General features: G+C 48.6%; 10 protein-coding genes. 1 reads left to right on the forward strand and 9 read right to left on the reverse strand.

Annotation, left to right across the window (positions count from 1 at the left end):
* The first annotated feature begins 73 nt into the window (after positions 1–73).
* Positions 74–532, forward strand: a complete 459-nt coding sequence (locus tag ACJJIF_RS10105; protein WP_444932091.1) for a hypothetical protein — start codon at positions 74–76, stop codon at positions 530–532.
* 113 nt (positions 533–645) lie between these two features.
* Here the strand turns inward: ACJJIF_RS10105 and ACJJIF_RS10110 are convergent, their stop codons facing one another.
* The 9 genes from ACJJIF_RS10110 to ACJJIF_RS10150 all read right to left on the reverse strand — a co-directional run bounded on the left by ACJJIF_RS10110 (position 646) and on the right by ACJJIF_RS10150 (position 12,878).
* The gene (locus ACJJIF_RS10110; RefSeq protein WP_444932092.1) at positions 646–3,123 is read right to left on the reverse strand and encodes a TonB-dependent receptor plug domain-containing protein; all 2,478 of its coding nucleotides are present in this window, start codon (positions 3,121–3,123) and stop codon (positions 646–648) included.
* 900 nt (positions 3,124–4,023) lie between these two features.
* On the reverse strand, positions 4,024–6,501 hold the full coding sequence (locus tag ACJJIF_RS10115) for a TonB-dependent receptor plug domain-containing protein (protein ID WP_444932093.1): 2,478 nt from the start codon (positions 6,499–6,501) through the stop codon (positions 4,024–4,026).
* Between the two features lie 21 nt (positions 6,502–6,522).
* Positions 6,523–6,783: a hypothetical protein gene (locus tag ACJJIF_RS10120; RefSeq protein WP_444932094.1), complete on the reverse strand. Its 261-nt coding sequence runs from the start codon at positions 6,781–6,783 to the stop codon at positions 6,523–6,525.
* Positions 6,784–7,296: 513 nt separating this feature from the next.
* Positions 7,297–7,992, reverse strand: coding sequence for an aspartate/glutamate racemase family protein (locus ACJJIF_RS10125; protein ID WP_444932095.1), 696 nt, complete (start codon positions 7,990–7,992; stop codon positions 7,297–7,299).
* A gap of 264 nt (positions 7,993–8,256) precedes the next feature.
* The gene (locus ACJJIF_RS10130; protein WP_444932096.1) at positions 8,257–8,556 is read right to left on the reverse strand and encodes a hypothetical protein; all 300 of its coding nucleotides are present in this window, start codon (positions 8,554–8,556) and stop codon (positions 8,257–8,259) included.
* 107 nt (positions 8,557–8,663) lie between these two features.
* The gene (locus ACJJIF_RS10135) at positions 8,664–9,485 is read right to left on the reverse strand and encodes an MBL fold metallo-hydrolase (RefSeq protein ID WP_444932097.1); all 822 of its coding nucleotides are present in this window, start codon (positions 9,483–9,485) and stop codon (positions 8,664–8,666) included.
* Between the two features lie 140 nt (positions 9,486–9,625).
* Positions 9,626–10,129 (reverse strand): protein disulfide oxidoreductase, encoded by a 504-nt coding sequence (locus tag ACJJIF_RS10140; RefSeq protein WP_444932098.1) that lies wholly within the window; start codon positions 10,127–10,129, stop codon positions 9,626–9,628.
* A gap of 15 nt (positions 10,130–10,144) precedes the next feature.
* Positions 10,145–10,771 (reverse strand): thioredoxin family protein, encoded by a 627-nt coding sequence (locus ACJJIF_RS10145; RefSeq protein WP_444932099.1) that lies wholly within the window; start codon positions 10,769–10,771, stop codon positions 10,145–10,147.
* Positions 10,772–10,859: 88 nt separating this feature from the next.
* Positions 10,860–12,878 carry a protein-disulfide reductase DsbD family protein gene (locus ACJJIF_RS10150; protein WP_444932100.1) on the reverse strand — a complete coding sequence of 673 codons (2,019 nt, stop codon included), beginning with the start codon at positions 12,876–12,878 and terminating at the stop codon, positions 10,860–10,862.
* Positions 12,879–12,917 lie beyond the last annotated feature (39 nt).

The following is a 12,917-nucleotide window of genomic DNA, read 5'->3' on the forward strand; positions in this document are numbered from 1 at the left end:
AGTAAAGACTGAACGCCGATGTAAAAATTATTTTAAGGCCCAGGAGACAACCTGGCCATCAGAGGGTATGTATATGAAGACTTTTAAACAAGCATTTGAAGTCATTCAGGATGCTGAGAGATTCCATCTGGAAATGGCAACTGCCTACGAGACCTTATTAGAAAAATCAGAGGACTACCGAACCCAGTTACTCCTAAAGCATATGCTTGAGCATGAGCAGAGAATGGCAAAAAATCTGCAAAACTACAGCGATGTCGCTCAAAATAAAGTTATGAAGACATGGTTGCAATACACCCATGAAGAAAGCGCCAATGACTTTGTTCGGCGCCTCAAATTGAGCGATCCCCCCACAATCCGTGAGATCAATAATATGGGCCGGGAAGTCGACCGCTATTTCTCAGAGCTCTATCAGGCGGTATATGGTGCCATCGAGTCTATGGAGGTGAAGGAAGTTTTCGAGGACTTAAAGCAAATACAGGACAAGGAGCGTATTACCTTATCAATGGCCACCAATTCACTGTGGGATATGTGAAAATCCCGCTGTCTCCAGCGGGATTTATCCTCAGGCAACTCTATAATCGGCTAATCCAGGATAAAACTACCCGGGTTAGCCAACTATAAATTCACAACGCTAGCTAGCCGTTGTTAGAACTCATACTGCCCTCTTACGTAGTATAGAGCGCCGTTGTAGCCCATTGGGGCTGTTTCAGGATACTCAGCACCAGCAACACCAGACCAGGGGTTTTTATCTGGATAGTTGTTGAAGACGTTTTCCGCACCCGCTATTAAGCTGATAGAGCCACTCAAGTCGTAGGCAACCTCAATATCCACGGTCCACTCATCACCAGCATCAATGGGCAGACTGTAATTATCCAGGTGTGCCTCCCAGTAGCCACCGTAGTAGTTGAGTCGTACCAGACCGCGCCAGTTATCTGCCGCGTGGGTGATAGAGGCATTACCGCGCACTTCAGGCAAACCGCCTTCCAGCTGTTGGATACGCATGTCATCCATGGTATCTGTGCTGTAGTCGGTAACCTCAGTTTTGGTCCAGTTCATGGCCAGATTGAAGTCTGTTGCCTCACCCAGCGGGTAAGTGGCTACCAGATCGACACCTCGGGTCTTGGTATCGAAGTCATTGGTGTAGAAACGGAAGTACTCCAAAGAATCAGCACCACTGATACCATCAGCGACCAACTGAGCGCGCTCTTCATCGGTCAGCATCTGGTCGGCAGACTGGGTGATCCGATCGGTTACCGAGATCTGGAAGTAGTCCAGAGTAATATCCCAATCACCCGCTGCGATAATGGCACCAACCGTAAAGCTCTTGGATTCCTCCGGCTGCAACTGCTCACCGCCCTTCAGTACCGCAATCGGGTTGGTAGCAGGAATTGTGCCTCGGTTAGCCAGTGCACCGTTGGTATAGGCCGTAGTGACATTGCTAATATTGGACTGACCCGGGGTCGGTGCGCGGAAGCCGGTACTCACGGTGGAGCGCAGGGCAATAGCGTCATTGATGGTGTAGTGAGCTGACAACTTGAAATTGGAAGTATCGCCGAAGTCAGAGAAGTCCTCCCAGCGCAGAGCCGTACCCAAGCGCAAGGCATCGCTCACTTCGAGTTCAAAATCGGAGTAAAGCGCAATATTATCCCGATCAAAAGTGCCGGTCACTTCCGTACCAAAGCCAGAGAATCCGTTTGAACCAATTGCGAATCCCTGCTCAGCCAGATCGCCCACCTGCCAGGATGCAGTATCACCCTGTTTGACTTCAAACTCTTCTTCACGCCACTCAAAGCCTGCGGCCATAAACAGCGGCATGCCAGACATTTCAATACTTTTGGTTAAATCAATATTGAAATTGGTTTCATCCTGAACGTAACCCCCTGGATTAAAACGGGTGGGGCTATCAGGGCCAAGCGAGGCGTTAAGGGTGTTGTAAATAACGAAGTCTACTTCGTTGTGCCCGTTACTGGCGCTCACATCGTAGCCAATACCGTTGGCGAGTTCACCACGAATACCGAATACCGCAGAGTAGTCTTCAAGCTCGCCGCCAAAACGGGGAGCGAATCCACCGGGGAACACTTCAGTGAAAGAGAAACACTCATCACTGGACTGTGCGGCCTCATGGGTCATCCCCACACAATCATCAATGCCGTTGCTGGCATCGAGGTCGCCAATCAAGGGCTCGCCATTACTCGCGTAGACACCGGAGCGGGTTTCCGGATTTCGGAAGAAAAAGCCTCCATCCGTTTCGCGGCTGGCATAATTACCAAAGGCATAGAGCTCCGCACTATCACTCAACTCTATAGCACTATTGATAAAGAATTTGGTATCGTCATTAACTTCTGGCTGACCCCAGTTTTGCGCGGGATCGGCGACATAAGTATTGCCATCGGCAATTAACTGGGCAGCATCATCGCGCTGCACACTGCGGCTGGTAGAGTCCTGCTGACGATACTCAAGACTTACATTCACAAAGCCGGAGTCAGTTAGCGGCAAACCAAAATTGGTGGCAACCGTGCTCTGATCCCCATCGCCTTCAGCAGTGGTTGCATGCTTAACTTCAACAGTGCCACCTCCCGCGTCATCCTTTAGCTGGAAGTTGATAACCCCCGCAATCGCATCAGAGCCGTATTGAGCTGCGGCACCATCGCGCAGGACCTCGACCTGTTTAAGTGCAATCGACGGAATGGCAGAAATATCCGGCCCTTGGGCCCCATCGGAAACACCGGCACCAAGGAAAGAGATAACGGCAGCGCGGTGACGGCGCTTGCCATTGACCAGAACCAGTGTGCTATCGGACGGCAGTCCACGCAGGTTGGCGGGGCGTACAATTGCAGCCGCATCGGCAATGGCCTGCGTATTAACGTTGTAGGATGGAACAACGTTTCGGAGCAAATTACTGAGATCTCCATCTCCCTGATTCATGAACTCTTCGCCTGTCATGATATCAATGGGAGCGGAAGAGTCTGTAGCAGAGCGCCCTTCGACTCGAGTACCGATAGTGATAACTTCTTCGAGAATTGCGTCTTGAGCGATAGCGGGACTACTTGCTGCGGCAATCGTCACTGCCAGCAGAGAGGGGGCGCTACTGGCAGCTAGCCAGCGCTTCTTTTTTTCATACATAGAAAAAACATCCTGTTTTAGTTATCTCTTCTTATCTTCCTCCGGGCGAGACTAGCCAATCTTCACTTACCCTAACCCGGGCAATAAAGTAAAAATAAATCGGCTATTTGAGGTGCACCCCTGGAGATTAAAAAAAGTTTTTACGTATTTAAAAGCTTGTTCACGCAGGGGCAGGTTACCACTAATACATTCATGGCAAGAAGCGTGACAACCAAAGAAAATGCTAGAAAAGTGTGATTTACAACAAGAAAAAATAAATATTGAGAACTAGAGCAAGACACAAGCTTAGATACTGACAAAAGTGCCAATAGGCTTTTAAATCCCATTAAGTGCTTAAGTAAAATTTAATAACCTGTAAAAAATATCCAGCATTCATCCTTATAGTGGAAATATTTTAAGTATCACTCTCAAGCAAGAAATTAAATATATTTGAATATTATATATGGAACAGATGTGTTAATTCCAGCTAAAAAAACTATAGACATCGCTCTTATAGATAAGGCAGACGAGTGCTCCCGCCCACTAACGGTGGGCACACTCTTAATCAATAAGCTACGCAATATAGATACCCAAGCAAAGCTTCCGAAAATCGCTCCCCTAAATTGTATTAAGGAGATACAGAGAAAGAGCGAGTACAGGTTGAAAGCCAACCCTTAAAGCTCTATAAGGCGGTATATGCTGCAATCGAAGCTATAAAAATGAAGGGAGCTTGCGAGGAGTAAAAGTAAATACAGCACAAGGAGTGCATTAGTTTATCAAAGGCTAGAAATTCGCTATTGGGATAAGTAAAAATCCCGCCGTCTCCAGCGGGATTTATCGTCAGGCAACTCTATAATCGACTAATCCGGAATAAAATACCGGGTTAGCCAACTATAACTTCAGAAGCCCAGCTAGCAGTTATTAGAATTCATACTGTGCTCTTACGTAATATAGAGCGCCATTGAATCCCATTGGGGCCGTTTCTGGATACTCAGCACCAGCAACTCCAGACCAGGGGTTCTTGTCTGGGTAGTTGTTGAACACGTTTTCCGCACCAGCAATTAAGGTCATGGAGTCATTGAAGTCATAGGCGGCTTCAATATCCACGGTCCACTCATCACCGGCATCAATGGGCAAGCTGTAATCATCCAGGTGTGCTTCCCAGTAGCTACCGTAGTAGTTGAGTCGCACTAGACCGCGCCAGCTATCCCCCGCATGGGTGATAGAGGCATTGCCGCGCACTTCAGGCAAGCCCTCTTCCAGCTGTCGGATACGCATCTCATCCATGGTCTCTGTGCTGTAGTCGGTGACCTCAGTTTCGGTCCAGTTCATGGCCAGATTGAAATCTGTTGCCTCACCCAGCGGATAAGTGGCTACCAGATCGACACCTCGGGTCTTGGTGTCGAAGTCATTGGTGTAGAAACGGAAGTACTCCAGAGAATCAGCACCACTGATACCGTCAGCGACCAACTGAGCGCGCTCTTCATCCGTCAACTCTTGGTTAGCAGACTGAGTAATCCGATCGGTTACCGCGATCTGGAAGTAGTCCAGAGTAATGTCCCAATCACCCGCTGCGATAATGGCACCAACCGTAAAGCTCTTGGATTCCTCCGGCTGCAACTGCTTGCCGCCTTTCAGTACCGCAATCGGGTTGGTAGCAGGAATTGTGCCCCGATTAGCCAGTGCACCATTGGTATAGGCCGTAGTGACATTGGTAATATTGGACTGGCCCGGGGTCGGTGCGCGGAAACCGGTGCTCACGGTGGAGCGCAGGGCAATAGCGTCATTGATGGTGTAGTGGGCTGACAACTTGTAATTCGAAGTATCACCGAAGTCAGAGAAGTCCTCCCAACGCAGGGCGGTACCCAGGCGCAGAGCATCATTCACTTCGAGTTCAAAATCGGAGTAAAGCGCAATATTATCCCGATCAAACGTTCCTACCACTTCGGGGCCAAAGCCAGAGAATCCGTTTGAGCCGATCAGGAATCCCTGCTCTGCCAGGTCACCCACCTGCCAGGATGCCGTATCCCCCATTTTTACTTCAAACTCTTCCTCACGCCACTCAAAGCCTGCGGCCATAAACAGTGGCATACCAGACATTTCAATACTTTTACTTAAATCAATATTGAAATTGGTTTCATCCTGAACATAGCCCCCCGGACTAAATCGGGTAGGGCTATCAGGGCCAAGCGTGGCGTTAACGGTATTGTAAATAAGGAAGTCTACTTCGTTGTGCCCGTTACTGGCGCTCACATCGTAGCCAATACCGTTGGCAAGTTCACCGCGAATACCAAAGACCGCAGAGTAGTCCTCAAGCTCGCCACCAAAGCGGGGGGTGAATCCGCCGGGGAACATTTCAGTAAAAGAGAAACACTCATCACTAGACTGTGCGGCCTCATGGGTCATTCCCACACAATCATCAATGCCGTTGCTGGCATCCAGGTCACCAATTAAGGGCTCATCATCGAGCGCGTAAACACCGGGGCGGGTTTCCGGATTTCGGAAGTAAAAGCCTCCATCCGTTTCGCGGCTGGTGTAATTACCAAAGGCATAGAGCTCCGCGCTATCACTGAGCTCTATAGCGCTGTTAATAAAGAATTTGGTGTCGTCATTAACTTCTGGCTGCCCCCAGATTTGTGCGGGATCGGCGACATAAGTATTGCCATCGGCAATTAACTGGGCGGCATCATCGCGCTGCACGCTGCGGCTGGTAGAATCCTGTTGACGGTACTCAAGACTTACATTCACAAAGCCGGAATCGGTTAACGGCAAACCAAAGTTGGTGGCAATCGTGCTCTGATCTCCATCACCTTCCGCTGTGGTTGCATGCTTAACCTCGATCATGCCCCCTTCCGCCGCATCCTTCAGCTGGAAGTTGATAACCCCCGCGATCGCATCAGAACCGTATTGGGCCGCAGCACCATCGCGCAGGACCTCGACCTGTTTAAGTGCAATTGCCGGAATAGCAGAAATATCCGGTCCCTGAGCGCCATCGGACACACCGCTGCCGAGGAAAGAAATAACGGCAGCGCGGTGGCGGCGCTTGCCGTTAACCAGAACCAGTGTGCTATCGGGTGGCAGTCCACGCAGGTTGGCCGGGCGCACAATTGAAGCCGCATCAGAAATGGGTTTTGCATTAACGTTGTAGGATGGAACAACGTTTCGGAGCAAATTGTTGAGATCTCCGTCTCCCTGATTCACAAACTCCTCACCAGTCACAATATCGATAGGAGCGGAGGAGTCTGTAGCGGAGCGCCCTTCGACTCGAGTACCGATAGTGATAACTTCTTCGAGAAGTGCATCTTCAGCGATAGTGGGACTACTTGCTGCGGCAATCGTCACTGCCAACAGAGAGGGGGCGCTACAGGCAGCTAGCCAGCGCTTCTTTTTTTCAGTCATAGGAAAAATACCCTGTTTTAGTTATCTCTTCTTATCTTCCAAGCGGAACCAACCAGCCTTCACTTGAGCCAACTCAAGTGACACAGCAAAAATAAGTTGGCTATGTAAGGCAATACCTCTGGAGATCAACAAAAACTTTTTTACGCACTTAAAAGCTTGTTCACGCAGGGGAAGATTACCACCAATACATTCACTGCAAGAAGTATGACAAGCAGAGAAAATGCCAGAAAAACAGTAATTTGCAACAAGAAAAAAGGAATATGAAGAATTAGAAGTAGACATAAATCCACATACTGACAATAGTGCCAATTATGGATAACACTCAATTAAGCGATTAAATAAAATTCAATTACCGAGACAAAAAATAATGGAGAATTTTTATAGGTAAGATATTACAAATAATAACTTTAAGTGAGGATAAATCAAACCTATTTAAGGATTTCAAATAATACAAAAGTATTAAGTTCACCTAAAATCGATATAAATATCACTCTTATAGAGAAATATGCAGAGATATCTCCCTATTGCAAGCGGCCTCATCAGCAATTGTTAGGCAGATTTCGCTAAAACTGATCCGCCTATCAATAGCAGCGGTGTTAGATCGCCCCAGAAAGCCCTACAGGGCGCCTGTATAGATATTGTGCAGTGATACAGAGGTTCTTCCGGCCGAATGGTCGTAGAGTCACGCCACCGATACCCCCAGAAACGAACCAATCAATTTTATAGCACCTATGATGAGCAGCTAATCACACAACCGATTGATCCGAAGAGTCCCGGGGAAACCCGCCTATCTGTTCAATAATTGAGCGCAAACTTAACCGCCGCCTGCGCATGAATCTCGGTCGAGTTCATCAAGGGGATAGAGGTGTCCTCCTGTGAAAGCAACATACAGATCTCTGTACACCCAAGAATGACGCCCTCTGCGCCCCGCTTAGATAGCGTATCAGCGATACGTATAAACTCCTTTTTTGAGGGATTTAGAACCTCCCCCCGGCACAGCTCCTCATAGATGACCCGGTGAACAATCTCCCTATCGCGGGGCTCTGGAATCAAAACCTCAATACCGTATTTCTCCTGCATATAGCCACGATAGAAGTCTTGCTCCATGGTAAAAGCTGTAGCCAATAAACCGACCCTTTTTATTCCCCGCTCAATAAGCACCTCAGCGGTAGCATCGCCAATATGTAAAAAGGGCACACCGATTGAATCAACAATATCCCCAGCAACTTTGTGCATCGTATTGGTGCACAATAACAGGCCCTCAGCACCGGCCCTCTCTAGACCCGTTGCCGCCTCAACCAGTAACTTGCCCGCCTGTTGCCAGGCCCCTTCCATTTGTAATTTGGCAATTTTTTCAAAATCGACGCTGTGCAGTAAAATTTCCGCAGAGTGCAGCCCCCCCAACTTCCGTGCCACCCCCTCATTAATAAGCCGATAATAAATTGCCGTACTTTCCCAGCTCATCCCGCCGAGCAGACCAACCTTCCTCATAAGTTAGAACTCATTTGCTCACTTTTGCCAAAATTGAGAAAACTATTCTTAAACATAAATAAGCCACACTGCAAGGGCTCTGGAGTAACACCATAAGACCTCTCCCTATCAACAGCGGCGACACTCAACAAACGGTTGTGTGGAAATATCTTGTCCGCTTATGAAGCTACAGCGCAAAGTATGAGCCTCTCTACCGCAAGACTGGACCTTACAGCCCACAATTGCGGCACTGCTATTTTTAATACCTTCTCATCTAGGGCGGAATTAGTCAGAACGCCCTTTAGCGGCCTCCAAATTCTGTCCCGCTTGCAAGAGCAGTGTTTCAACTGTCTTATTGCGACACTGGAAGTGCTTATGAAGTCCTAACGCGATAAGAGCAGGAGCCAACGTTTCCAGCTGCTCAAGTGCTAACTCCTGCTGCTTATTGGTACCCTTTTCCAACATGTCGATATTTTTGAGTGCGGCAAAGATAGAGCCCTTACGCACCTGAATACCATCGATAACAGCAAAATCCTCACTATCAGGCAGCACATCTTCCGGTATAAACGCTTTTTCCTTAGCCATAAACCAAGTCCTCTTATTACCCAGATACCCCCAACATAAAAAAATTGAACCTAGATATCACCCAAACAAATCATAAACACCAAAAAAAATAATACTCTCACCAGAATTTAAGATCCTGGGGTTTGAGAGGGATCAAAACGCATACAGGAGGCAATTAGATTCTTCTTACTGAAATTATATCCCGATAGTAAACTCATCAGAGTTTCTCTACCTAGCAAACGATAAGTGATTTCATTCAGTGGCAATCCCTGACGCTCAAGCTCCCGCGCTTTAACGGCCAAATTCATCAAATAATCATACTTAGCCTGCAATCGGGCCTTGCCATTCTCGACAACTCCCCGGTGAGGGCATAGCATGGTATCAAAATCATAACAAAGTAATTTGCTGATACTTTCCATTAAGGTTGGAATACTTTCATCCTTGCGCAGCAATTTTAAATGGCTAGCGACATATAAGTCAGCGGTAAATACCCAGCCTCTATCATTAAGCAAATAACAAGTCATATCCTTTGCGTGCCCAGGCGTGGGGATCGCAGTGACTTTTTCACCGGCAAACTTCAACTCTTTGGGCAGTGGCGCCGCCTCGGCCCGCCCCGCTTTCCCCCAGATAAGCATCTGGATAGGCGGTATGCGAAATCCTCTCTTCAAGATTTCAATCGTTGCCTTGGGCGCTCTGGGCTGGATGCCAGTCAATTTATAAATCGCTCCGGCATTACCACTGTGATCCTCATGGTGATGGGTAAGCACCAGCTGTTTAAATGGCTTGTTCTTCACAAACCATTTCACATACCTCCACTGGTTACTGGGTCCAGTATCAACTATAGTGTCACCCAAACGATAAATAATAAAAGTGGTATTAATACCAAAGTCAAAACGCCCTACTCGTTGCGCATCCAGATCTTGATAATCAAAAGAATCAATAACTGACACGCCATTCTCCCGCGCAAGAGACAGAGCCTTAAAACATTATAGAATGCTTATCCGCTGGGACAGCTTCTGTCTGCGTAAGATAATTCCAGCGTCTCTGGGCTAGGAAAATCGTGTCACGAAAAAATCTTAAATTTGGCAGGTTACTTCGTCATTTTTAAACGCAACTGCAAACCCAACTTCGAGGTAGCACCGCTAGTTACCCAGGCAACTTGCCCATCGGTGCCGACTATTAGTAAGGTTGGCGTCACTTTCACACCCCACTGTGCACTCAAAATGCCCTGTGGATCATTTATTGAAGGAAAGTTGATGTCATGATCCCGCATATATGCGGCAACCGATGCCTCCCCCCCAGACTGCATCGCAATTCCAATAACCTGATGATCCCGGGATAACTCCGTCACTGCCGGAGAAACGATACGACAGTAAGGGCACCAGGTTGCCCAGAAATAAATCAGCACAGGGCCTTTAGGGTACATTTGTTTTAGATCAATAAGCTCCCCATTAAGGGAGTGCCCCTCCAATAGGGGCACCTGATCCTTGGGAACCTCCCTCTGCTGGAAATAACCTACGGCAGTAACCATCATTACCGCCAATAGGATAAATATCAGCGTTTTAATGAGATATCTATAGAGAACGGTTCCCACTCCAAATGCCCTCTCTTAGTACTTCACACTACAGCCATAGGCACGGGACGAGGCCTTAGGTACCGCCAATCCTTTTAATGAAGCATCGAGTGCCGCTGAAACATAGTTATATGAGCTTGCGATCACAGCGGGATTAGCTGAGTCATTGTCGTCAATGGCTCCGGCATATACGACCTCCCCCTGGGGATTAACAATAAACATATGTGGTGTCGTCTTTGCTCCATAGGCACGGCCCATAACCCCATGGATATCTAATAAAAGTGGCACACTGGCACCGAGGTTATGGTCCTCCGCAACAGCAATAGCCTGAGCGGGCTCTAAATACCCCTGCTTCCCTTTAGCGGAAGAAATTACTGTAAGCCAATTAACTTTCTGTTCGGTATACTTTTTTTGTAGGGACTGCATATTACCGCTAGCATAATGTTTTTTAACATAGGGGCAATCTTTATTAAACCACTCAATAACCAGCCATTGACCAGCGTAATCGGCAAGCTTATGGGTATTCCCTAGCGCATCCACGGCAGAAAACGGCGGCGCTTTTTGTCCCGGCACAGCCGCCGCCCAAACAGCACTCGGCAACAATAAAAGTAAGACCAGTACCTTTCTCAATACGGTGCGATTTAACTTGAAAAGCATTTGCATGATTTATCATCCTCACTGTTGGTCATTAAGTGACTATACAACCCCTTGAAAATACCCCCGCAGCTCTCTGTGGCCAGCAGAACTCAGGTTACGGTACCTTCGGGGGCTCCTCAAACAGTGCTGCAATTAAAGACGCTTGCAACAGTGGTGGGAGTAACTCCGGTGTTTGCGCCCCGGCCGGATACCAGGCATACACCGGGACCGAGTTTCTTCCCAGCTCCTGTAGTGCCTGGCTGATCTCGGGGTCATAGCCGGTCCAGTCAGCGCGAACTAACAGTACTTTATTTTCCTTAAATAACGCCTGTACAGCTGGCGTATCGAGCACCAGCGTTTTATTAACCTGGCAGGTAACACACCAGGCTGCTGTATAGTCAATAAATACCGGGCGCCCGCTTTGCAGCGCTTCCGTTAACAGCACTTTGTCATAGCTGTGCCAGCTGTCCACCGGTTTTTCCATTCGTTCACGATCCTCCACACGAATTACCGGCATAGAAATCAGCAAAGCGGCAACTACACAAGTTAACCCTACAGCAGTCCCCTTACTGGCGAAGTTCTTAGCAAGCCAGATTGCCAGTGTGGCAGTAAGCAGCAGACTTAAGCCTACAAGCCAACCAAAGTCTCCAGCCAAGCGTCCCAAAACCCACAGCAGCCAGATCACCGTGGCATACAGCGGGAATGCAAGCAACTGGCGCAGCTTCTCCATCCATAACCCCGGAGCCGGCAAGCGTCGCAGCAGAACTGGGCTAGCGCATACCAGGATAAAAGGTGCCGCGAGCCCTAAACCGAGACACAAGAAGATTAACACAGCCTGAAACGGTGGAATCACCATTGCTGCACCGAGGGATACCCCCATAAATGGACCGGTACAGGGAGCGGCGACAAAGACAGCTAATACACCGGTGATAAAGGCGCTGCGGCTATTCGAACTGGCCAGCCCCATTAATCGGTGTCCAAATTCAAAAAAACCGCTAAAAGACAATGCCATTAACCAAAAAAGTAGTATTAGCCCCAAAACCACAGCGGGAGACTGCAATTGAAACCCCCAACCAACAGCCAGCCCTCCCCAGCGCAACACCAGTAACCCCAAGCCCAGGGCAAGGAAGGTCAACATAATTCCGGCGCTATACAATAAGGATTCACGCAAACGCTCAGCGGGACTATTTCCACTATTGATCAAGCCAAATAGCTTGATTGAAAGCACAGGGAATACACAGGGCATCAGATTTAACAGTACACCGCCAATAAATGCGGCCAGCAACAGCAGCCATACCGGGGCAGTGCTTTCCTTGCCCGCCACTTGAGGTAACAAGGGGGCACTGATTTTCCAGGACTGATTGGAGCCTGCAACAACAAACTCACTGCTTTCACCAAGCTCGGCACCGGGCAAACGCTTGAACCTGTAGAGTAAAGTTTCACCCTGGTGTTGAACTTCCGGTTCAGATGCAGAGAACAGCTCTCCATTTATAGGGAAAACAGCAGGGATTACGCCGCTACTATTCGCCCTCAGCTGCAAACTAAGATAATCACTTCCCTGAGGTGAAACAGACAGCGCTTGCCACGGACTCTCAACTCCCGCCTGCGGGAGCCGGCTAGCAAAATAATCTCGCAGTGGCAGATCTGTAGCAGACCAAGCCAGCTGCTGGGCAAGCGGACGAGTCAGGCTCATGGTGGCAAAACCCGGTATACAATCTACCTTGCAAACCAGCCACTCAAGGTCAGCGCGTATGGCTATCTCTTGCGCCTTATTTTCCGGGTAAACCTGGAACAGGTAAGCAGTATCTGCGGAGTAACCCAGATTGGTAAGATGCTCCACCCGCAAGCGTATTGGGAATGGCCACTCAATGGGGCCGAGCACCGCACCCTGGGCAGATAGATCAAATCGGGGAGCCGCACCGGAATCTCCCGCATTGCGCCAATACACATGCCAACCAGGATCTACTTCAAAGTAGAAACCGATCCTCTCCACCGCACCTTCACGAAAAGTCTCTGGTGCCAGCCAGCGCACCCTGACATGATCGCCAGATGCCGTCTCCTGTGCCAGCGACAGTCCGCTGATCAACAACAGCAGTACACAGCAGATATTGAGCAGAATTGTCTTTATTTGCACTGCAATACCATCTCCATCATCTCTGACGCTCAGTTACCC

The organism is Microbulbifer regidiadema (SeqCode) (assembly GCF_052467605.1).

Bases quoted from the DNA above. Each gene is read 5' to 3' on its own strand.
- ACJJIF_RS10145 (WP_444932099.1), bottom strand. From the start codon at position 10,771: ATGCAAATGCTTTTCAAGTTAAATCGCACCGTATTGAGAAAGGTACTG.
- ACJJIF_RS10105 (WP_444932091.1), top strand. From the start codon at position 74: ATGAAGACTTTTAAACAAGCATTTGAAGTCATTCAGGATGCTGAGAGA.
- ACJJIF_RS10130 (WP_444932096.1), bottom strand. From the start codon at position 8,556: ATGGCTAAGGAAAAAGCGTTTATACCGGAAGATGTGCTGCCTGATAGT.
- ACJJIF_RS10125 (WP_444932095.1), bottom strand. From the start codon at position 7,992: ATGAGGAAGGTTGGTCTGCTCGGCGGGATGAGCTGGGAAAGTACGGCA.
- ACJJIF_RS10120 (WP_444932094.1), bottom strand. From the start codon at position 6,783: ATGTCTACTTCTAATTCTTCATATTCCTTTTTTCTTGTTGCAAATTAC.
- ACJJIF_RS10110 (WP_444932092.1), bottom strand. From the start codon at position 3,123: ATGTATGAAAAAAAGAAGCGCTGGCTAGCTGCCAGTAGCGCCCCCTCT.
- ACJJIF_RS10115 (WP_444932093.1), bottom strand. From the start codon at position 6,501: ATGACTGAAAAAAAGAAGCGCTGGCTAGCTGCCTGTAGCGCCCCCTCT.